The organism is Mesorhizobium sp. ES1-6, from assembly GCF_020164775.1.
In the GTDB taxonomy this organism is placed as follows: Bacteria; Pseudomonadota; Alphaproteobacteria; order Rhizobiales; family Rhizobiaceae; genus Mesorhizobium.
Map to the genome: position 1 here is coordinate 149,585 of NZ_JAIUGU010000016.1, position 21,002 is coordinate 170,586.

General features: G+C 61.9%; 11 protein-coding genes and 8 pseudogenes. 8 read left to right on the forward strand and 11 right to left on the reverse strand.

Annotation, left to right across the window (positions count from 1 at the left end):
* Positions 1-152 precede the first annotated feature (152 nt).
* Both LB564_RS28785 and LB564_RS28790 read right to left on the reverse strand, forming a co-directional pair.
* Positions 153-1,523, reverse strand: a complete 1,371-nt coding sequence (locus tag LB564_RS28785) for a sensor histidine kinase (protein ID WP_140707470.1) — start codon at positions 1,521-1,523, stop codon at positions 153-155.
* Positions 1,513-2,184, reverse strand: a complete 672-nt coding sequence (locus tag LB564_RS28790) for a response regulator transcription factor (protein WP_140707468.1) — start codon at positions 2,182-2,184, stop codon at positions 1,513-1,515. Before LB564_RS28790 ends, LB564_RS28785 begins: the two co-directional genes overlap by 11 nt.
* A gap of 670 nt (positions 2,185-2,854) precedes the next feature.
* On the opposite strand from LB564_RS28790, the pseudogene LB564_RS28795 reads away from it, so the two are divergent.
* Positions 2,855-3,337: pseudogene (locus LB564_RS28795) on the forward strand (SOS response-associated peptidase family protein); the annotation flags it as partial.
* Between the two features lie 660 nt (positions 3,338-3,997).
* On the opposite strand, the gene LB564_RS28800 reads toward LB564_RS28795, so the two are convergent.
* The 5 genes and pseudogenes from LB564_RS28800 to LB564_RS28815 all read right to left on the reverse strand — a co-directional run bounded on the left by LB564_RS28800 (position 3,998) and on the right by LB564_RS28815 (position 11,403).
* Positions 3,998-5,815: a DUF4209 domain-containing protein gene (locus tag LB564_RS28800; protein ID WP_224542486.1), complete on the reverse strand. Its 1,818-nt coding sequence runs from the start codon at positions 5,813-5,815 to the stop codon at positions 3,998-4,000.
* 130 nt (positions 5,816-5,945) lie between these two features.
* Positions 5,946-6,389 (reverse strand): OB-fold nucleic acid binding domain-containing protein, encoded by a 444-nt coding sequence (locus LB564_RS31805; RefSeq protein WP_411961796.1) that lies wholly within the window; start codon positions 6,387-6,389, stop codon positions 5,946-5,948.
* A gap of 119 nt (positions 6,390-6,508) precedes the next feature.
* A pseudogene (locus tag LB564_RS28805) lies at positions 6,509-9,235 on the reverse strand (PHP domain-containing protein).
* Positions 9,208-10,727 (reverse strand): annotated as a pseudogene (locus tag LB564_RS28810) (Y-family DNA polymerase). Before LB564_RS28810 ends, LB564_RS28805 begins: the two co-directional pseudogenes overlap by 28 nt.
* Complete coding sequence (locus LB564_RS28815; RefSeq protein ID WP_224542487.1) at positions 10,642-11,403, reverse strand: ImuA family protein; 762 nt, start codon at positions 11,401-11,403, stop codon at positions 10,642-10,644. The pseudogene LB564_RS28810 and the gene LB564_RS28815 overlap by 86 nt, the downstream one beginning before the upstream one ends.
* A gap of 175 nt (positions 11,404-11,578) precedes the next feature.
* Between LB564_RS28815 and dinB the strand changes: the two genes are divergently transcribed.
* From dinB to LB564_RS28835, 4 genes and pseudogenes are all read left to right on the forward strand, one after another.
* The gene (gene dinB, locus LB564_RS28820) at positions 11,579-12,700 is read left to right on the forward strand and encodes a DNA polymerase IV (protein WP_224542488.1); all 1,122 of its coding nucleotides are present in this window, start codon (positions 11,579-11,581) and stop codon (positions 12,698-12,700) included.
* 19 nt (positions 12,701-12,719) lie between these two features.
* A complete protein-coding gene (locus tag LB564_RS28825) occupies positions 12,720-13,217 on the forward strand; it encodes an exodeoxyribonuclease III (RefSeq protein WP_318012864.1) in 498 nt (165 codons plus the stop codon).
* A gap of 106 nt (positions 13,218-13,323) precedes the next feature.
* The gene (locus LB564_RS28830; RefSeq protein WP_224542489.1) at positions 13,324-13,992 is read left to right on the forward strand and encodes a DUF6088 family protein; all 669 of its coding nucleotides are present in this window, start codon (positions 13,324-13,326) and stop codon (positions 13,990-13,992) included.
* A pseudogene (locus LB564_RS28835) lies at positions 13,989-15,031 on the forward strand (nucleotidyl transferase AbiEii/AbiGii toxin family protein). Before LB564_RS28830 ends, LB564_RS28835 begins: the two are co-directional and overlap by 4 nt.
* Here the strand turns inward: LB564_RS28835 and LB564_RS28840 are convergent.
* Positions 15,028-15,899: pseudogene (locus LB564_RS28840) on the reverse strand (hypothetical protein). The pseudogenes LB564_RS28835 and LB564_RS28840 sit on opposite strands and share 4 nt — an antisense overlap.
* A 99-nt stretch (positions 15,900-15,998) precedes the next feature.
* Positions 15,999-16,607, reverse strand: a complete 609-nt coding sequence (locus LB564_RS28845) for a HEPN domain-containing protein (protein ID WP_224542490.1) — start codon at positions 16,605-16,607, stop codon at positions 15,999-16,001.
* A gap of 219 nt (positions 16,608-16,826) precedes the next feature.
* Between LB564_RS28845 and istA the strand changes: the two are divergent.
* From istA to LB564_RS28860, 3 pseudogenes are all read left to right on the forward strand, one after another.
* Positions 16,827-18,355 (forward strand): annotated as a pseudogene (gene istA, locus LB564_RS28850) (IS21 family transposase).
* Positions 18,345-18,863 (forward strand): annotated as a pseudogene (locus LB564_RS28855) (DUF6088 family protein); the annotation flags it as partial. The pseudogenes istA and LB564_RS28855, both read left to right, overlap by 11 nt.
* 279 nt (positions 18,864-19,142) lie before the next feature.
* Positions 19,143-19,544: pseudogene (locus tag LB564_RS28860) on the forward strand (nucleotidyl transferase AbiEii/AbiGii toxin family protein); the annotation flags it as partial.
* Positions 19,545-19,598: 54 nt separating this feature from the next.
* On the opposite strand, the gene LB564_RS28865 reads toward LB564_RS28860, so the two are convergent.
* Positions 19,599-20,192 carry an invasion associated locus B family protein gene (locus LB564_RS28865; RefSeq protein WP_318012865.1) on the reverse strand — a complete coding sequence of 198 codons (594 nt, stop codon included), beginning with the start codon at positions 20,190-20,192 and terminating at the stop codon, positions 19,599-19,601.
* A gap of 50 nt (positions 20,193-20,242) precedes the next feature.
* Positions 20,243-21,002 (reverse strand): autotransporter outer membrane beta-barrel domain-containing protein (locus tag LB564_RS28870; RefSeq protein WP_224542491.1); only part of this gene is annotated, 760 nt, incomplete at its 5' end.

Genomic DNA, 21,002 nt, shown 5'->3' on the forward strand with positions numbered 1-21,002 from the left:
AGAATTGTCGGTGTGCGTCCTAGCACTGTCACTCTACAAAAAGAACCTGACGGCAACCTGACGAACTTCGGCCGATACGCATCTTTCCATGAACTTTATTGTGTAGGTTCAGCGTCAACCGATGCTCGGCGAACTCGCCTGCCGTGAAATTTCTATGCAGTTTTGAACCTCAGGCGGAACAGGGCGCCGCCTTCCAGACGATTTTCCACCTCCACGGCGCCGCCATGCTGGCGCATGATCTCGTCGACAATAGCCAGGCCGAGGCCCGAGCCACCTTTGTCGGCTTCGGTTGTAAAGAACGGCTCCAACAGGCGTTGCCGATAGGCCTCGGCTATGCCGTCTCCTTTGTCGGCGACAGCGATGACGGCGGGCAATTCGACCGCTATTTCGACACAGGTGCCGAGCGCGGTGTGGCGGAGACCGTTGCGAATGACGTTGGCAAGCGCCTCGCCGATCGCCGACGCGTCCCCCGTCGTCAGGCAAGGTGCTTCGGACGCCTCGTAGGAGAGGCTCTTGCCTTCCGCGATGGCGAGGGGAGCCATGGCTGCGACGACATCCTTGGCAACTGTCCTGAGATCTACTTTTTCCTGAGGCAGCGGCACTGCGGCAAGCCGCGACAGGTTGAGCAATTGTCTGACGAGGTTCTGCATGCGCATGATGTCGCCGCGCAGACCGGGATCCGGGTGGGGCACCGCGCTTTGCTCGATCCGGGCAGACAGTAGCGCCAATGGCGTCAGAAGCTGATGCGCCGTATCCGCGGTGAACCGGCGCTGGCTGGTAATGGCCTGCTGCAGCCGGCCCGCCGCCGCATTCGCAGCCTCGGCGAGGCCGCGCAACTCCACCGGCAGGTAGGCCTCCGCGATACGCGCCTCTGGATCGCCTGGTCCGATCCTGTCGGTTGCCTGCGATAGCCTTCGCACCGGCGCGAAGCCGGAACGGACGATGGCCAGGCTCGCCCCGAACACAATAAGGCAGATCGGGATGGCCGCGAGCAGTGTCCCGGTCAGCAACCGCCACTCCACGTCACGCAGCAGCGCGTCTATCGGCGAGGAATGCTGCCCGACGATCAGAACCAGGTTCTCACCCTTCGCACTCAGCGGCCGCACCAGGAAGTAGAAGGCGTTGTTGAGCCCATCCCTGCCTTCCGTGTCGGTTTCGCCAAAGGGCAGCTGGCGGATAAACTGCAGCCCGAGCCTGTTCTGCATAGCCGCCGAGGAAGTCATGATGATATTGCCGGCTCCATCACGCAGTGCGTATAAGAAAGTCGGTGCATCGCCCTGATAAGGAGCCATGCGATCCGCGGGCAAGTGTACGGCAGGGCTTGTTCCATCACCAAGGCGGAAGGCTTGACTAATTTCACCCGCCTGGCGCTGCAGACGAAGCGACCTCGCCGTCTCGTCGATGTTGGACAACTGATAGCCGATCAGCAAGGCGCAAGCCGCCGCGAAGAGTACGAACAGCAGCGAGAGCTGCAGGCTCAGGCGAAACCCGATCGAGCCAAACAGGCGCTCGCTAAGGCGCAAGGCAATACCCGATGCCGCGGACAGTGTGTATCTGCCGGTCCGCCCCCAGGTTGCCGAGTGCGGTACGCAGCCGGTAGACGCTCGCCTCTATCGCATTAGGCGAGGCACTGTCGCCGAAGCCGAAAAGCTTGGCGTCCAGAATTTCCCGGGTGACGACCTGGCCGGAGCGGCAGACCAGTTGCTCGAGAAGCATGCTTTCCCTTCGCGCAATCATCAGCGGTTTGCCGCCGACCGACGCCGAATGCGTCGCCTTGTCGAGGACGATGTTTCCGGCCTCAACCGTCGAGGCGACTACCTCGCGCGGGCGACGCAGCAGCGCAGCCACACGCGCAACAAGTTCGGCGCCTTCGAAAGGTTTGCAAAGATAGTCGTCCGCCCCCCGGTTGAGCGCCCCGATGCGGTCGGCGAGGCTCGATCGCGCCGTCAAGAACAGCACTGGAATGGCCAGTTTGGTTTGTCGGGCAAAGTCCAGTAACAGCAAGCCGTCACCATCCGGCAATTGCCTGTCGAGAACCAATAGATCAAAGGCGGCCGCGCCGAGAGCATGCATACCGTCGGTTATGCTATCGACGATGTCGACCGCATAGCCCGCCCGCTCCAGCGTGACATGGATATGCCGCGCCAGAACGCGCTCATCCTCAACGACCAAAAGCCGCGCCACGTAACACCCTCCGCCAGGCAGGCGAGCTGAAAGGAACCTGCAGGTAAGCCAACGGTGTTATGAGCTTCGGCTGATACTTGGAACAAGGGCAGTGGACAAATATCCGTGAATTACCTCGTGGGGTGCTGCGGTAATATACCACAAGCCGAAGCCTTCATTCTGCTAAGGGATACCCTATTGGCGCAACTGCCTGTAGCTTGATGGCTGTGCTGGCCATCATTCGCCGTGTGCCTGGCTTATAGTGCACAGCAACGATCTTAAGCGTGGTTATCCATGATGCCTGCTTTGAAGCGGTGAATGGCCCCGCGGGGATTGCGCGCCAAAATGCGGTTCGCCGCATGCTCAGACTGGATGTCAGAAAAGGCTCGTGCGACGCCTACTTGGCAAATTCCAGACTGCCAATTATGCGACTGTAGGAGCACAAATGGCGAACACGCGAGAGGCAAGATGTCAGGTTCATGGCCAAGTCAACAGGGGTTTCCTGCCGTTGGACGCTCTCGATGACTAAGTCGAAATTCGGGACGGGTCCGAAGATCACGGCGCCTATGTCAAGGATGAATGCCCGAAGGACGAAGATCGCATAGCGGGGCTTCGGCTGGCCGACAGCCCGGTTTCAGCGAGGACGCCCCACCCCTCGAAAATGCTTCGTCCGTGCACTATCATTCTGCTCATGTGCAACGCTTACGAACAACACGTCCGCTGGGTCGAATACAGCCAGATGATGCAGGATCTCGAACTCGGGATTCCGACGCAGCAGACCGAGCTCGACCTGCCGCAATCCGATCTGGTGCGGATCAACGATATGGCGCCAGTGATGCGCGCCGCCGGCAACGGGATCGAGATGGTGCCGATGAACTTCAGCTTTGCGCCCAATGGGCCCAAAGGCGGCCCAGTCTTCAATTTTCGCTCTGAGGGCCGCGATTTCTCCAAGAGCGGCAGGTGCCTGATACCGGCCTCAGGTTTCTTCGAATTCACGGGCAAGAAATATCCCAAGACCAAGCACCGGTTTACGCTGGCAGGCGCGCCTTTCCTCGCCATTGCAGGGCTGTGGCGGGAGGCACAGGGCAGTCACCCGGTGAGCTTTACAATGCTGACCACCTCGCCGGGACCCGACATCGAGCCCTATCACGACCGGCAGGTGGTCGTGCTCCAGCTTGGTCGCAGGTAACGGCTAGCCATTGCCCGGTGCCACGATCGTATTCAAGAAATGTTTTTGTATTGGCGCTGAAGATGCGACGAGCGCCGAACGGTGCGATTGCCTGAGCAAGGTCCAATTGCACCTCAACCGGCGTCTTGGCACCATCCACATCAAATATCTGCCGAACCCAAATGGGGGGCAGAACGAATATCCCGACTGGCACGTAATCCTGAACGTGCCACTCGTTGCTGGTTGCTCGCTTGTCGATCGAGTCGATGCAGTTTTGCTCAGTCGGCGGAAGCTCAAGTGGGCCCAGCAGACTGCTTCCGCTATCGCCCGAAGATACCGAGTGAATCAGGGTTCCGGGCCCAATATCGACCAACATGCCGACGCTACCCTCAGCACCGCCACGTCCCTGCATCTGAGGGGTTGTGTCGCCAACTTGGATGGTCGAGAACGACAGAGGCACACCCGTCAAGGTCATCGCCTGTCCCATGTCGTCGGGGAACGCCAGATCAACCCGAGAAGCCATGAGAGTGGAGAAATGTACCAGAACCGCTTGGCGGCATCGAAGGAACTCTCTCGGTGAGAAGGCACTGGTCATCATAAGCGGCCTGCTCCAGCGGCTCTTAGCTCGTCCCTCATCACCATAGAGAGCATTGACGCAACACCGATTCATTTCGCTGGTGCTTCTTCAATCGACGACGCCTCTTCCTTCTTGTTTCGGTAGCGGGCGATGTCCGACCACAGTCCCAGGACCAGTAGCGTATGGATGAGGCGATCCCCGACGACGGAGTTGACCAGCCCTCGTTCGAGCAGTCCGTGCGCGACCGAGTTCCTCAAGTTTAGCCCTCGGGGATCGGAGAACAGAACCTTGAAGAAAAGAAGCAGGTCGGGCCCCAGCGCCTCCTTCACCTTTGCATTCCCCAGGATCTCTCCCATGCCGATGGCCACCTCTCGGTCCTGCATCGTCGGGTGTTTGCGTGTGACAGCTTCACCCAGGTTGCCAGTGAGCTTGCGCAACGCCGTTTCAACCTGCGGGGTGAGCACAAAGATCGCTTTCACATAATCGCCGGCGAACCAGGCGCCGACACCCTCGAGCACGAAGGTCAGATCATCAAACAGATCGGTGCGACCTGCCCATGTCGTGAAGTGGTGGGGGTTCAGGTTATGCTTCTCGATCGCTCTGGTGAGAGCTTCCTGCAGAAATATCGCGCGGTACTGGATGTCTTGAACTGCCTGATGGCAAACACGGCCGTCCAAATCGTCCTCAACGCCGCCGATGTGGGCAGCCACGTGGTCGCCCGTCATGATCTGCATCGAGATCATCGACATCACAGGCGCATGCTCGGCCAGGTCCCTGACCCATTTCTCAAGTTCAGCAGTGCGCCATAGGAAGTGGTCCGCTATTCGCACAAAGGTGGTGTGCGGATCGTCAACGACTAGGCCAGCCAGGAAGGCGTCCATGTCGTCGAACGTAATGGTGCTCGAGAATGAATATTCCTGCATTTCCGCCTGGGACTGCCGGATAGCGGCTGCACGACCTATCCTGGCCCTTTTGGCGTCGTCAGCGAGCCCCGCGTCAAGGTAAGCGTTCTCGGCAGACTGAAGACTCGACGACGACTGCATGGCGTTGCCCAGCGAAGCGGCGTGCTCGAACGCTCGCCCCAGCGACTCGCTCAAGCGATGCACGTCCGCTCGGCTGCCCTTCCGGCGATAATAGGTCACCAAGCGGCGGGTAATGTCATCGAGCTGGAACGGGCTAAAGACCTGTGGATCGTTCTTGTTGGCGTACCTCTCGGCCAACGCTTCCAGGCTTTGGACGAGCCGAGCACGATGGTCATCCGTCAATTCGGCGTTTCGCTCGCCAATAAGCCGGTCAAACGACTTCCACCATAGGCCCTCACCAGCGACCGCGCGGTCATGGAGACGTAAAAGCATATCGCGGGCCCTGACGATCAGCTCAAGGTTCTTGATGGAAAGCGCCAGGTCGAACGCCCGCAAGACTTGCGCCATCTGATGATAGAAATCGGCGGTGAGATGGCTTTCCACCGATTCCAGGTAGGAGTTGATCGCCGCGAGCGCATGATGGAAGCTTGGTTTTCTGCCGGCGATCCGCCGAGCGAGCTCCCAGCAGAGATCGGCATAGCGTGCCCTGAGCACGGGATGTTTCAAATCAGCGACGCGAGCGATCCAACCATCCAAAATCGGGCCGCTAACCGCGGTCACGTCTGGAATATAAGCGGCAGACCCGTCCTCATTTCTCCCCTGCCCGACCGGTCCAAAGTAGCATCGCCAAGGTTCTGACGACCATGCGTCGGTCATCAGCGACCAGGCGACAATCTCGCCCCAGATGCTGTTGTGAGCCTCCTCACCAATCTCACCAAGTTCTGCCCTGGCCTTGGTCAGCGCATTTTCAATATCCTGCGCAGCGATCGGACCCCCTTGGTCCAGAGCTTGGATTACTGTCTCGATCTCGGCGGGCACAGCCATGACTATCTCCTGGAGATCGAGCATATCCTGTGCCGTCGATGTGGGCCAACGACTTGGCCATGTTGCCCCATGCATTGTGGCGTTTTGATCGCGGAAGGCCCCAAACGTGCATCCAAAGCCAGGCGACGATCTACTTAAAATCGCGTGTCTTCACTTTGATCGGTTCGACGACCAAGGTCGGGTCGGCAAGATCGCGAGGCCTGAACCCTTTCGGCAGGCTGCGGGGATCAAGGCCCGGGCCGCCATGATGGGCCTCATCGCCTCGGCCATGCGGGAGCGGAAAGGGCGCTTCTCGGTTGCCGACGCTGGCGAGTTCACCCGAAAGGTCGGTGAGGGAGTGGGCGACGAGATGCACCACGTCGCCCTCACGCTGAATCTTGCCCCGGACAGCGAGCATCGAGGAGGAGAGCAGCACCCGGCGGAACTTCTCGAACACCTTCACCCAGACCACGACATTGGCCGCGCCGGTCTCGTCCTCCATGGTCAGAAACATCACGCCCTTGGCCGAGCCGGGTCGCTGGCGGACGAGAACCAGGCCCGCCGCCTCAAGCCAGCGACCGTCGCGTGCCTGCATCGCCTCCGTGCAGGTGACGATGCGACGCCGGGCAAGGTCAGCCCGCAGGAAAGACAGCGGATGATTGCGTAGGGTGAGACCAACGTGACCATAGTCCTCGACAACTTCCCTTCCGGTCGTCATCGGCCGTAGCGCCACGGCAGGCTCGTGAATTTCCGAGACGGTCTGCCGTTCACGCGCCGAAGCGGCGGCAAACAGCGGCAGGGGCTCATCGCGCAGTCCCTTGAGCGCCCACAAGGCTTCGCGCCGCGCCAAGCCGAGGCTGGGACGGAAGGCATCGGCCTCGGCCAGTTGCACGAGTGAGGCCGCCGGCACGCCGGCGCGCTGCCAAAGATCGTCGATCGAGGCGAAGGGATCGTCGGTCCTGGCCGTTACGATGGCGGCCGCGTCGACATTGGCCAGTCCCTTGACCAGGCGCAAACCAAGGCGAACGGCGAAGCGTCCCTCCTCGCCAATCGGTTCAAGCGTGCAGTCCCAGCGGCTGGCATTGATGCAGACAGGTCGGATCTCGACGCCATGGGCTTGGGCGTCGCGCACGATCTGGGCCGGCAGGTAAAAGCCCATGGGCTGCGAATTGAGCAGCGCGGCGCAGAAAACATCGGGATGGTGGCATTTCATCCAGCTCGACGCATAGGCGATGAGCGCGAAGCTGGCCGCATGGCTCTCGGGGAAGCCGTAGCTGCCGAAACCTTCGAGCTGCTTGAAGGTGGTGGCCGCAAATTCCGGCGTATAGCCATTGGCGATCATCCCGCCGATCAGCTTGTCCCTGAACTTGCTGACGCCGCCGGTGTGCTTGAAGGTGGCCATGGCGCGGCGCAGCTGATCGGCCTCGCCGGCGGAAAAGCCGGCGCAGACCATGGCGACCTGCATGGCCTGTTCCTGGAACAGGGGCACGCCCAAGGTCTTGCCGAGCACGCGCTCTAGCTCAGGGGTTGGAAACTCGACTGGCTCCTTGCCCTCCCGGCGCCGGAGATAGGGGTGGACCATGTCGCCCTGGATTGGACCGGGCCGCACGATGGCGACCTCGACGACGAGGTCATAGAAGGTGCGCGGCTGGATCCGCGGCAGCATCGACATTTGGGCGCGGCTCTCGATCTGGAACACTCCGATCGTGTCCGCCTTGCGGATCATGGCATAGGTCGCCGGATCCTCGGCCGGGATGGTGGCCAGGTCGAGGGTCACGCCCTTGTGCTCGGCCAAGAGGTCAAAGCTGCGTTTCATGCAGGTGAGCATCCCGAGCGCCAGGACGTCGACCTTCATGAATTTGAGGATGTCGATATCGTCCTTGTCCCATTCGATCACTTGGCGGTCGACCATGCGGGCAGGCTCGATCGGCGCGAGATCGTCGAGCCGGTCATTGGTCAGGACGAAGCCGCCTGGATGCTGCGACAGATGCCGCGGCGTGCCCTCCAATTGGTGCGCAAGTTCGAGCGTCAGCCGCAGCCGGCGATCGGCCAGGTTGAAATTGAGCTCTCGGGCGCGCGTCTCGTCGATGCCTTCGCCGTGACCCCAGACCTGAGAGGACAGCATCTTCGTCACGTCCTCGGGAAGGCCGAGAGCCTTGCCGATGTCACGCAGGCGCCTTTGGTGTGATAGCGCATCACTGTCGAGCACAGCGCACTGTGGTCTCGCCCGTAGGTCTCATAGACCCACTGCATGACGATCTCGCGCCGCTCGTGCTCGAAGTCGACATCGATATCAGGGGGTTCGTTCCGCTCCTGCGAGACGAAGCGCTCGAACAGGAGATTGTTGCGCTCGGGATCGATGCTGGTGATGCCTAGGACATAGCAGACGGCGGAATTGGCGGCCGAGCCTCGCCCCTGGCAAAGGATATTCCTGCTCCGCGCGAACTGCACGATGGCGCTCACGGTGAGGAAGTACGGCGCGTATTGCAGGATCTCGATCAGGCGCAGTTCGTGCTTGATGAGCCCCAACACCTTGTCGGGCACGCCTTCGGGATAGCGCCGGGTCGCGCCTTCCCAAGCCAGCTGCTCGAGCGCCTGCTGGGCGGTCAGCCCCGGCAGCATCTTCTCTTCGGGGTATTGGTAGGCCAGTTCGTCGAGCGAGAACCGGCACTGCCGGGCGATCTCGGTCGTCCGCTCGAGCGCTTCCGGGTAGCGCGAAAACAACCGCGCCATCTCCTCGGGCGGCTTGAGATAGCGGTCGGCATGGCGTTCCCGCCGGAACCCCAGCTCGTCGATGGTGATGTTCTGGCGAATGGCGGTCACCACGTCCTGCAGAATGCGACGGCCGGGTTCGTGGAACAGGACGTCGTTCGTCACCACCGTCGGCACCTGCATTTGGGTCGCGAGGTTGGAAAGCTCATGCAGCCGCACCTGGTCATTGGGTCGCCGGCGCAAGGTCAGCGCCAGGTAGGCGCGATTGCTGAAGGTTTCCCGCAGGCGACGCAATTGCAGGGCACAGGTGTCGTCGGCGCGATCGGGAACAAGGACAGCGATCAGGCCCTCGGCATAATCAGCCAGATCGCTCCATTCGAGGTGGCATTTCGCCTTGCCGCCGCGCTTCTTGCCCAGGGTCAGCAGCCGGCACAGGCGCGAATAGGCGGCGCGATCAGTCGGATAGACGAGCAGGGACATGCCGTCGACCAGATCGAGGCGGCAGCCGACGATAAGCCTGACCCCGGTGTCCTTGGCGGCCTGATGGGCGCGGACAATGCCAGCGAGAGAATTGCGATCAACAACCGCCAGCGCCTCGATGCCGAGCGCCGCCGCCTGGGCAAAGAGGTCCTCACAAGAGCTTGCGCCGCGCAGGAACGAGAAATGGCTGGTCACCTGCAATTCGGCATAGCGCGGGGTGGTCATGCGAAGACTCCATGCATGAACCATTTATGTGAGCCGGTCTCGGGATCCTCTCCATCGCCGGCGCGGTAAATCCAGAAGCGGTCACCGGCCTCGTCCTCGACCTGGAAATAATCGCGGACTGCGATCACTTCGGCATCGCGCCGCCACCATTCGCCGAACACGCGCTCGGGCCCGTCGGCGCGTGTGACCCGGCGCCGGATGCCCCGCCAACTGAACCAGACCGGCGGGTGATCCGGCAGCAGGGCCATGGTTTCGATGGGCTCGGGGTGGGTGAGCAGCCGCAGCGGGCGCGGCCATTCGCCTGGCCAACTCATCCCATCATCGGGGGCGGTCGGGGCAATGCGCCGGACGGAGCGTTCGGGCACATCGCTTTCGACCGGGGCGAAGCGATAGAGGCGTTGCTCGCCAATCCGGTTGGCAAGCACGTCGATGAGATCGCTGATGTCGGGCTCCGGCTCCTCTACCAGCGAAGAGATGATCTGCTTAGCGCCGAAGGGCTCGGCGAGGGTTGCGGTCAGCGTCATCAGTTCGATGCCGAAGCCGGGGTCCACGGTCTCGATGCGGTCGGTCAGAAGTCGCGTCAGTCGTTTGACGTCCCGTACCGGCACCGCCGTACCGACGCGAATTGCCTCGAGGTGATTGTCGACGCGATGGAACAGCAGGTCGAGCCGGCGCGCGCCGAGCCCTTTGGCCTCGAGGACTTCGCAGAGCATCAAGACGAGCTTGCTGGTATAGCGGGCGATCGTCTCGGCCGCGCTGATCGGCTCGCCGAAGGCGCGACGAACCGCGACCAATTCGGCTGAGCGGATGGGCTCGAAGGGCTCGCTACGGCGGCCCATGGCCTGGTCGAGGCGGCGGCCGAGCTCCGGTCCGAACCGTAGCGTGAGAGAGGCACGCGGCGCCGCCTCCATTTCACCGATCCGCTCGAAACCCAGTGTATGGAGACCATCGACGATGTCGGGGGGAAGACGGAGCGCGCTGATAGGGAGGTCACGCACGATCGCACCGCTTGGCCGGCCGGCCCGACGAAGGTCGGGCGAGCGAGAAACCGCGCGCAGGCATGGGCAGCGCCCCAGCTATCGGCTACGGCCGCGCGGGCCTCGATCCCGGAGGCAGCTATGCGCGATACCAGTCCCGAAAGCATGGCTTCCTCACCGCCATGCAGGTGGTCGGTCCCGGTTGTGTCGATGATGAGGCCATCGGGTGGATCGGCGGCGACGATCGGCGCGTAGCGCAGCGACCAGAGCGCCATTCTATCGAGAGCTTCTGCGTCACCCGCCGGATCAAGATCGAAGCTCTGCAGCCCCGGAAGCAGGACTTGGGCCTTGCTTGCCGGCATGCCGACGCGCAGACCGGCCGCGCGGGCGGCGCCATCGGCGGCCAGCACGAGCCGCCGGTTTCCCTGCCGGCCTAGCATGACGATCGGGGTTTCAGCCGATGGCGCGGACTGGCCCAGTGCGCGTCGCAGGCGATCGGTCGGCCAGGCTGGAAAATAGAGCGAGACGACCCTTGGCATCGCAGGCTTCCACTTCAAAATCGGCGCTTTCTCCAGCCCGGACCCGGATCAGCTCAAGCTGCCAGCGAGCGCGGCCGACGCCGGGGACCGGCAAGGGGCGGGAGGGGAGCGCGGTGACCCGCCAGCGGGTGACCGCGGCGGTGGGTTGTCCAAAATCGGTCGCTTCGGTTTGACGTCGCCAGCGGCGAATAGCGATGCCGATGGCGCCGGTGGTTTCGGCGGCAAGCTGCAGGCGGCGGGAGGCGGTCATGGAGAGACGGGCCAGTTCGGCAACGACGGCCCCTAAGCCGCAATGACGAAGCCCTTCCTCGAAACAGGCAAGCACCGCGGCCTCGTCGCCGGCCTCGACATAAACAACGCGACCAGGCAGCAGCCCCGCCTGGGCGAGCGCGGGGGCAAAAAGATCTTGCCGGGTGACGCACCACAGCACCTTGCCCTTGGTACGGGCGGCAATACCGGCGGCAAAGAGCGCCGCCGCCGCACCATCGATCGCCCCATTACGGCCACCAGCAACCTCATGCAGCGCCCCAAGCGCCAGCCCTCCTCCCGGTAGCACCTTGTCGATTGCCGGCACGCCGAAAGGAAGCGTTGCACGGTTGCGCGCCGGTCCGCCTTCGAGGCGCGCGACTTGCTCCCGAAGCGCAGCGATGGCAGGGCTTGCGGCCGGCTGACCCATGGACAAATCACTCTCAAACAGTCTTCCCAATGGATTTCGGGGCTGGTATGTTCCTTATTTGTTCTCTTTGGCCCTCATGAGTCAATCCGACTCGTTGCGCCACTTCGAGAGTTGATCGCAGACTGCGCTCGATCGAGTTGCAGTCTGACGGCATGGCATGTTCGGAGTGTGCGCAGTGAATGCGGTCGGGGACGGTAATCGGGATGTGGAGGCGCCGACCGGTCCGGCCGTTTTGCGCAAGATCATTCACGTGGATATGGATGCGTTTTACGCTTCGGTCGAGCAACGCGATAATCCGGAGCTCAGAGGCAAACCGGTGGCGGTTGGTGGTTCAGCCGCTCGTGGCGTCGTTGCGGCAGCAAGCTACGAAGCGCGCACCTTTGGGGTGCGGTCGGCACTGCCCTCTGTCACCGCCAAACGGCGCTGCCCGGAGCTCATCTTTGTCACACCGCGGTTCGACGTCTATCGGGCGGTCTCGGGACAGATTCACCAGATCTTCGCCGAGCATACGGACCTGATTGAGCCACTGTCGTTGGACGAGGCTTATCTCGACGTAACGCAAAACAAGCAGCACATCCCCTTTGCAACCGAGATAGCAACGCTGATCCGCGCGCGGATCAAGGAGGTGACCGGGCTCAATGCCTCGGCGGGGATCTCCTATTGCAAATTCCTGGCGAAGATTGCGAGCGACCTCAATAAGCCCAACGGCCAGGCGCTCATCACGCCGACGATGGGGCCCGACTTCGTGGCCAGGCTGCCGGTAAAGAAGTTCCACGGCGTGGGCCCGGCGACGGCTGCGAAGATGGAGAGGTTGGGCATAGAGACGGGCGGCGATCTGCGCGAGAAGCCGCTGGCTTTCCTGCAGCAACATTTCGGCAAGTCGGGAATCTGGTATTATCAGATCGCCCGGGGGATCGATGAGCGGTCGGTTCAGGCCGACCGTCCACGGAAATCCGTCGGCGCCGAAGATACCTTTGCGGTCGATATCTTCGCCCTTGATGCGGCGCGCGCCGAGCTGGCACCGTTGACCGAAAAGGTTTGGCGCCATTGCGAGGCCAAGCACCTCTCCGGCAGGACGGTGACGCTGAAGGTTAAGTTCACCGATTTCCAGCAGGTAACACGCGGCCGTACCCTTCCAAGGCTCGTGCTGGGCGCCGATGAAATGCTTGAGGTGGCACAGACCATGCTCGCCGACCTGTTCCCGGTCGTGAAGGGCATCCGCTTGCTGGGTGTGACGCTGTCATCCTTGGAAGGCATGGACAGCGTCCCGATCACAGATCAGCCCTGGCGACCCTGACGACAGCCATAGCCGCTATATCGAGGCGGAGGTCAGCGGGCTCGTTGTCGGCTGTCTTTACCTGCCAAACGGAAATCCCGCCCCGGGTCCCAAGTTTGACTACAAGTTGCGCTGGTTCGACCGTCTGATCGGCTACGGCCAAACTCTTCTCCAGGAGGGCGCGCTGACAGTGCTGTGCGGCGACTATAACGTCGTCCCAACTCCGATTGATGCCGTCGTCCCGCGACGATGGATCGGCGATGCGGTTTACTTTCCCGAGAGTCGCCAAGCCTATGCCGAGATGCTCGAGGATGGCTGGATCGATGCGGTCAGGCGCATCCATCCTGAAAAAGGAGTCTACACGTATTGGAATCACTCATACGGCGGCGGCTACGACAAGCGTTCTGGCTTGCGAATGGACCATCTGCTGGTCAGTCCCTCGTTGTCGCCCAAGCTTCGCGGTGCGGGGGTGGATGTTGAAACGCGTGGGTGGGAGAAGCCGAGCGATCATGCGCCGGCATGGATCGAGCTTGAGTAGCCGAGTTTGAGCGACTGTGGCTCCAGAGTTCGCGTGTCCGAAGTTTGTAGCATTCTTCGGACGTCATCCTCTTGCCTATGTCCGAAACTTGTCGCATATTTCGGACATGACGCCGGTTGAAGACGACACCGATATTCGCTCCCGCGTGCTCGCGCGCATCGAGTCCAAGCCGGAGGAGGTCTGGACCCCGGGCGACTTCGCCGATCTCGGCGCGCGCGCCGCGGTGGACAAGACCCTGCAGCGATTGGCTGCGGCTCAAGAGCTTCGCCGGATCGACCGCGGTCTCTATGACCGCCCGCGGACCAATACTCTGACCGGTCGCGCCACCGTGCCGGACTATCGCGCCGTGATCCGGGCGGTGACACGCCGCGACAACGCGCGCGCCGTGATCGATGGCATGACGGCCGCCAACGATCTTGGGCTTACGACGGCCGTACCAGCGCGGATCGAGGTGCTGGTCGATGCGAGATTGAAGCCGATCAAACTCGGCAGCCAGGAAATCCACTTCAAATACGCCGCGCCGAGTCGTCTCTATTGGGCGGATCGGCCGGGGATGCGGGTCGTCCAAGCGCTACATTGGATGCAGGACATGCTGACCCAGGACAGCGAGCGCAAGCGGATCGCGACCATATTGCGCCGCCTGCTTTCCGATCCCAAGCACGGTGAGGCGATCCGCGAAGATCTGCGCGCCGGTCTTTCCGCCGTGCCGATCTGGATGCAGGAGTTCCTGCGCCAACTCCTCAGCTCAACCGCTGGGCCGGAGGGCAAGCCATGACGACCGCCGCCTACCGTCAGATTATTGCCGCACCGCCGCGGGACCGGCTCGATCTATTCCTCGCCACGGCAAACCGTATTGGCGCCCCGGTCGGAAACGTCGAAAAGGACTTCTGGGTCTGCTGGACGCTCAATGCGCTTTATCACGAACGGCCGGCAGGAGAGCCGCGGCTGCTGTTCAAGGGCGGCACGTCGCTGTCGAAGGGTTATGACCTCATCAAGCGCTTTTCCGAGGATATCGACGTCACGGTGTTCCGTGATGACCTCGAGGAGCCGGCGTCGGTCGAAGAGCTCGAAGCGCTGTCAAACAAGAAGCGCCGCGCCAAACTGGACGCGATCCGAGATGCCTGTCGCGCCTATATTACCGGCCCGCTCAATGCGTTCCTCGCCGCCCAGTTGGCGGACGTGACCGACGGGGCGGGTCGCGTGGAAATTGACGATGCCGATCCTGATGGGCAGACCCTGCTGCTTTGGTATCCCGAGGTGGAACCGCGCGATGGGGCTTATGTCCGACCGGCGATACGTCTCGAATCCGGCGCAAAGTCAGCGCTCGATCCCCACGGGCCGCTGACGATAACGCCCTATGTGGCCGGTGACACAGCCGGCATTGAGCTCGCCGTCCCGGACGTCACCACGATCGAAGCGACGCGCACCTTCTGGGACAAGGTAGTGATCGCTCATGGACTGCGTCGCTGGTATGAGCGGCGCGGTGAATTGCGGCAGGCGGGGCAGCGGGTTTCGCGCCACTACTACGACCTGCACTGTCTCATGCAGTCGGAAACCGGCAAGGCCGCGCTGGCCGACCACGATCTCGGCGCCGACTGCGTGCGTCATGCGCGCATGTTTTTCGATCGGTCAGACTATGATCTCGCATCGGCAGTGCCGGGAACCTTTGCGATCGAACCAGTGCCCAAGATGGTCGATGCGCTGGCGCGCGACTACGCCACACAACCGCCATGATCTTCGGCGCACCGCCGAGCTTCGATGAAATTCTCGCCTCGGCACAACAGATCGAGCGTGACCTGAACAACCACGCTTAGGCGCCGGTGCTAGAGCGTTGTCGCTCCCTGCTGGCGGCAGTCTTTCTTGCCACGCGCAACTCCTCGATCATGGGCTGCCTCCAGATCCCGTGATCAATGTTGGATCCGGCACGCGAGGGCCAAGTTTTCACGAGTTCCGCCAGCGTAGCCGGGCGCCATTGCCCCCAAACGCTGTCGGCCGAGGTTGGGATATCGGCGTAGGAAGTGCGAATGACCTCTGGATCGACCGGCTCGCCATCGCAACCGACGAAAACGACTACCCCATAGGTCGACGTGATCACCGGCCGACCAAGGGGCGGCAGATTCTCCGGATCGAGCGGATAGCGGCGGCGGCGGCGTTCGGTGGCGCGCACACGTGCGGCCCGTTCTTCTGCAGACCCGCGATTGGCTTCTCGGCGTTTTTTGCGCTCGTCCGGCTCGTTTCGCTTGGCAGCCTCCTCGATGCGACTCCAGTGCCGGCGCAGGGCCTCATATGACCGGTAGGGGACCGTCCACACACGGCGATCGGCATCCCAGGAGGCAAACGGCACCTGGCGCATCTCATCAACGACAGTGCGGGAATGGGGCGTCACCACTTCCAAATGACTATCAAGGCGCCGAAGATATTTCGAGGCAATGGGATCAAAGACAAAGGCGTCGCGGCCTTGGATGTCGGCATGCGTTTCCGTCTGCGAACGCTCCAGTTCGAGCCATCGATCGAAACGCCGCGCCGCGGTTTTCCCGGGACGAACCACGCCTTCAGATCATCGTTCCAGCGGGCGCGCGGAAATGTCTTTCGAAAACGCTCGACCGTCATGCGGTCATACGGAAATGCCGCCGCCGCGCCGGGACGATCGTTTCCGTTCGAAGTTGGCTTGCTATCGCTCATGTTTGACCACGCGCCGCAATCGACAATGGCTTGCTCACGTTTGAACCAGGTGCTCGGTTCTGGGAAACCTCGATGGGCCTTCTCGTCGACACTACTTGGTCATGGCGCCTCCGTTGGCGCTTGTATCGGGTAGTCACTTGGCAGAGCGCCAAGCCAATGCTCTCCCTGGGGCACACCTTGCTCGTCCATATTGAGCGCCTCGATGACGCTCGACCTGATCGTTTGGCAGTATCGAAGAACGCTCTGGTCGGAGATGTCGGTCGGTTCTCGGACCACCACGTAGCGCGCCCGTACGTAGTCGTTATTTGCCGACAGCTTGCGGGATTGGGCTAAAATCTGCGCGGGCAACTTCAAACCCAACGATTTGGCGCGAATGACCATCTTCTCGAGGTCATGGCCCAAGGCCCGCAAGGCATCGACGGTTTCCCCCGCGGAACGCATGTAGGTTTTTAGGAAGAGCTCAGCCGCATGGTAGGTCATCAATCTCACAGGCCCTGTGCCTATTCTTGGATCTCGAAAGGCGAGCTTAGCGGCAGACAGGTAGTCATCTGCCAGTAGGAAAATTCCGTAGGGAGTGGCTCCGGCCGATTCAGGAATCATCGTCACACGCTTTCTAGCCGGCTCCTCAGAAGCGACCCGCGCCAGCATTGGGGTTGTATTGTTGCGTTTCACCAGTTCTACAGTAGTCTGCAACTGACTGATTTTCATGGGGCTGCGCTGGAATTCCAGGACGGTCGTCAGCGCAAGGCGGCAGTCGTGGGGGGATAGCGCATGCCGGCCAACAACTGGATCCGGTTTCTTCGGAATTACGGACCTGTTGATTGCCACTGAGAACTGACCCGGCAACCCAGGATATTTCCACCGAGAATTGACCCATGTTTGATCCTTACCCTGCGTTTTTTCAGCGGGGATTACGGAGTGATCGACATGGCATTATTGAGCGTGATCCGACGCTGGCATTATCGAGAGCGTTTATCGATCCGAGAGATTAGCCGCAGGACCGGCCTGTCTCGGAATACGGTGCGCAAATACCTGCGGGTGGACGAGGTGGAGCCGAAGTTCAAGGTTCCAGAGCGGCCGAGCAGGCTTGACGCATTTGCCGACCGCTTGTCAGCCTGGCTGAGGACGGAGGCCAAAAAGAACCGCAAACAGAAACGCACGATCAAGCAGCTTCATGCCGATCTGCTGAGCCTTGGCTATGACGGGTCATACGGTCGTGTTGCGGCTTTCGCTCGGGAGTGGAAGGCTGATCTGCAGAGGGAGTTACAGACGACAGGGCGCGGGACATTCGTGCCGCTTTCGTTTGATCCTGGTGAAGCGTTCCAGTTCGACTGGTCCGAGGACTGGGCGATCATCGGCCATGAACGCACCAAGCTGCAGGTGGCCCATACCAAGCTCAGCTACTCCAGGGCCTTCATCGTCCGGGCCTATCTGTTGCAGACGCATGAGATGCTGTTTGACGCCCATATCATGCCTTCCGTGTCTTTGGCGGCGTTCCCCGGCGCGGCATCTACGACAATATGCGGACAGCGATCGACAAGGTCGGCCGCGGCAAGGAGCGCGACGTCAATGTCCGCTTCATGGCCATGGCCAGCCACTACCTCTACGAGCCTGAGTTCTGCAATCCCGCGTCCGGCTGGGAGAAGGGACAGGTCGAGAAGAATGTGCAGGATGCGCGTCATCGGTTCTTTCAACCGATTCCACGCTTTCCATCCCTGGAAGCCCTGAACGACTGGCTGGAGCTTCGATGCCAAGAGTTTTGGCACAAGACCCCGCATGGCAAAATGCGCGGCACCATTGCCGATATCTGGGCTGAGGAAGCCCAGGCTCTCATGCCGGCGTCCCGTCTCTTCGACGGCTTCGTCGAATACACCAAGCGGGTCTCCCCAACCTGCCTCGTGCATCTGGAGCGCAACCGCTACAGCGTTCCGGCGTCCTTTGCCAATCGGCCCGTGAGCCTTCGGGTCTATCCGGATCGTGTCGTTGTCGCTGCGGAGGGTCTGACTGTCTGCGAGCATCGCCGCATCATCGATCGCTCGCATGATCGGCCAGGGCAGACGATCTATGACTGGCGGCACTATCTGGCTGTCGTTCAGCGCAAGCCAGGCGCCCTACGCAACGGAGCACCCTTTGCCGAACTTCCCGATGCATTCAGGTCGTTGCAGCAGCATTTGCTCAAGAAGCCGGGCGGCGATCGCGAGATGGTCGAGATCCTGGCACTTGTGCTGCAACACGACGAGCAGGCCGTGCTCCTGGCCGTGGAGATGGCGTTGGAGGCCGGCGTTCCAACCAAAACCCATGTGCTGAACCTTCTCCATCGGCTCGTCGACGGCAAATCGCTCACGCCCCCGACCATCAGCGCTCCCCAGGCTTTGACGCTCACCAATGAGCCGAAAGCAAATGTCGAACGCTACGATGCTTTGAGGAAGGCCCTGGAGGTGCGCCATGCGTCATAACCCTGCCAGCGGCGCAATCGTCATCATGCTCCGGAGCCTGAAGATGCACGGCATGGCACAAGCTGTGGGCGAACTCACCGAACAGGGAGCGCCAGCGTTTGAAGCCGCCATTCCGATCCTGTCGCAACTGCTCAAGGCCGAGTCGCGCGCAGACTTTTTCGACATTGGGACACCTAATGCCGTCGAGAAGGCGCTGCAACGGCTGACCCTGCGGGGTGACATCCGCCGGCCCTATCGCGGCCTCTACGACAAACCCAGCGTCAGCAAGCTGACCGGCAAGATGGTGTTTCCGCCCCGCGCCTCGTTCATCGACGCTATCGCCCGGCGCGACAAGCTGCGCGTGCTGGTCGATGGGATGACCGCTGCGAACGACCTCGGCCTGACGACAGCCGTCCCGGCGCGCTCGACGATCTATGCCGACACCTATCCGCGAACGATCGAGATCGAAGGGAGCGCAGGCGATCCGCTGGCGACCAGGCCGGTCATCTACAAACTCGACTTCAAACGCATCTCGGCAAAGACGGCATTCTGGGCCGGCCGGCCCGCCATGCGCGTGATCCAGGCGCTGACGTGGTTTCGGGATGAACGATCGAGCTTCGATGGGCCGTCAACGGGATCATCCGACATCTGTCGCGCAATCCCGATCGAGACAAGATCGCTCAGGACCTGCGCGACAACATTCATGCGGTCCCCGCGTGGATGTATCCGCTGGTGGAGACAATCACGCGCAGGATCGTCGAGGATCAAACCGAAAGCGCGCCGAACTCAGAACCCACGAAGGGCGATCATGCAGAAGACGTTCATTGAGATCCTGCCCTCGAGCGTCGACGAACGCCGTACGCTCTTCGAGACGGTCGCCGCCCATTTGGGCACCCAAGCGCCAAATATCGAAAAGGACCTCTACGTCTGCTGGGTGCTCGATTTTCTGTTCAACCGCCGGCCGAACGATCCGGTTGGTCTATATTTCAAGGGCGGCACCAGCCTGAGCAAGGCGTATGGATTGGTGCGCCGGTTCTCCGAGGACATCGACATCGGCATGTACAAAGCTGATCTGCATGTCCCGCTGGAAGCGGACATCGCCGCCCTGCCCTCCGTCAATCAGCAGCAACGCGCGCTCGCTGAGAAGGTCGATGAGGCAGCGCGGCAGTACATCTTCGGACCGCTCAGAGATCGTTTAGCCCGACAGCTTACCCGCTTACCCGCCCTGACGTTTCAAGACACGCTTCGACGCGCTAGTCATGGCTCACTTCAGCAGCGCGGCTGTCCTGTCGAGCGCGCTGGGGAAGCCTTTCAGCGAGAGGGCGAGGTTGGTTTCCTTGCCGCCATCGGCGACGACCTTGACCTTGAGGCTGGTTCCGTTGCGCAGAGCCGCCAAGGTGTCGCCCTCGAAGCTCAGGTCTACGAGACAGCCGCCGGGAAGGCAGGTGCGGAAGCGGAGCGGCGGCAGCGTGGCGCCGTCATCGATCTGCAGCGTCACGCCCTGGTCCAGCGCGAGGCCGAACGGCAGCACCAGCGTTCCTTGGACAGTCTCGCCGTTGGGACGCAATTCGATGGCCAGCACCCGCTGGCGCGACTGGGCGTCTGTCTGCTCCTGCGAGAGTGCGCAGGCTTTGGCCGCGGCGCCGTTCTGCGTGGTGATGTTGCAGGACACCGTCCAGTCGCCATGCCCCTCCCTCAGCGAGGTTGCTCCCCCCGGCAGCCCAGCCTCCTGCGCGAACGCCGAGATGGCAAAGCCCATGACCAACAGCGCGGTGGCCACCGGCAGAATGCTTCTGCCCCAATTCTTCCGATTCATGTTCTTGTCCATTCTATCAAACACCGGTCCGCGAGCGTGCATCGCCCCGGATCTTTGGCTGGCAATATATCAGCCTACAGCAGGGCTCGCAGCTACCAGCGCACGCTGAAGCCGAGCTTGGCGCCGATGGAGTTGCTGTCGCCGAACTTCTCCAGACTGGTCTTGGCGATCGCCTCGCCGAAGACCGCGTATTTGCCGTCGGCGAAGTCGAGCGAGCCGCCGAGGCCGACACCACCCCACAGCGCCTGGTTCTGGCTGACCAGCTTGACGCCCGAGACGTCGACATCGGTTCCGTCGAGGAAGTCGTAATAGAGGTTGGCGATGCCGTATATGTGCGTGCGGCTGACCTGCCCCGCAGCATCGGCCCACTGGTCCTCGTAGTCTGCCGACAGGCCCAGACGTCCGACCAGGCTGTCGCCGCTGCCGGGCGACACCCTGGTGCCGAACTGGTCGGTGAAGGTGTCGAAGCGGACGTCGGAATAAGCAAGCTGCGCCTGCGGAGTCAGCGACCATTTGCTGGACAGCGCGATCTTCTGACCGCTCTCGATGCTCAGCGCATAACCGAAGCCATTGTTGCCATCGGCCAGTGCGCCGAGCGTGGCCGAGCGGATATCGCTGTCATACCATGTTGCCTGCGTCTGGGTGTCGACATAGAAGCCGCTGTTGCCGTACCAGGTCAGCGTGCCGCCGACGCCGTAGCCGGTGGCTGCGATCGAGCCTGTGCCGAAGATCGAGGATATGTCTGACGAAGCGGTTCCATATTGGGCGGTGATCCCACCGATCAGAACGCCGGCCTCGCTCTCGTGCAGAAGACCGTCGACGCCGGCCACGAGCTTCCATGTCGTCACGTCG

Excerpts from the sequence above, each read along its gene's own strand:
- LB564_RS28815 (WP_224542487.1), bottom strand. The coding sequence starts at position 11,403 with ATGGGTCAGCCGGCCGCAAGCCCTGCCATCGCTGCGCTTCGGGAGCAA.
- LB564_RS28845 (WP_224542490.1), bottom strand. The coding sequence starts at position 16,607 with ATGAAAATCAGTCAGTTGCAGACTACTGTAGAACTGGTGAAACGCAAC.
- LB564_RS31805 (WP_411961796.1), bottom strand. The coding sequence starts at position 6,389 with ATGCAGGCACGCGACGGTCGCTGGCTTGAGGCGGCGGGCCTGGTTCTC.
- LB564_RS28865 (WP_318012865.1), bottom strand. The coding sequence starts at position 20,192 with ATGCACGCTCGCGGACCGGTGTTTGATAGAATGGACAAGAACATGAAT.
- LB564_RS28830 (WP_224542489.1), top strand. The coding sequence starts at position 13,324 with ATGACGCCGGTTGAAGACGACACCGATATTCGCTCCCGCGTGCTCGCG.
- LB564_RS28800 (WP_224542486.1), bottom strand. The coding sequence starts at position 5,815 with ATGGCTGTGCCCGCCGAGATCGAGACAGTAATCCAAGCTCTGGACCAA.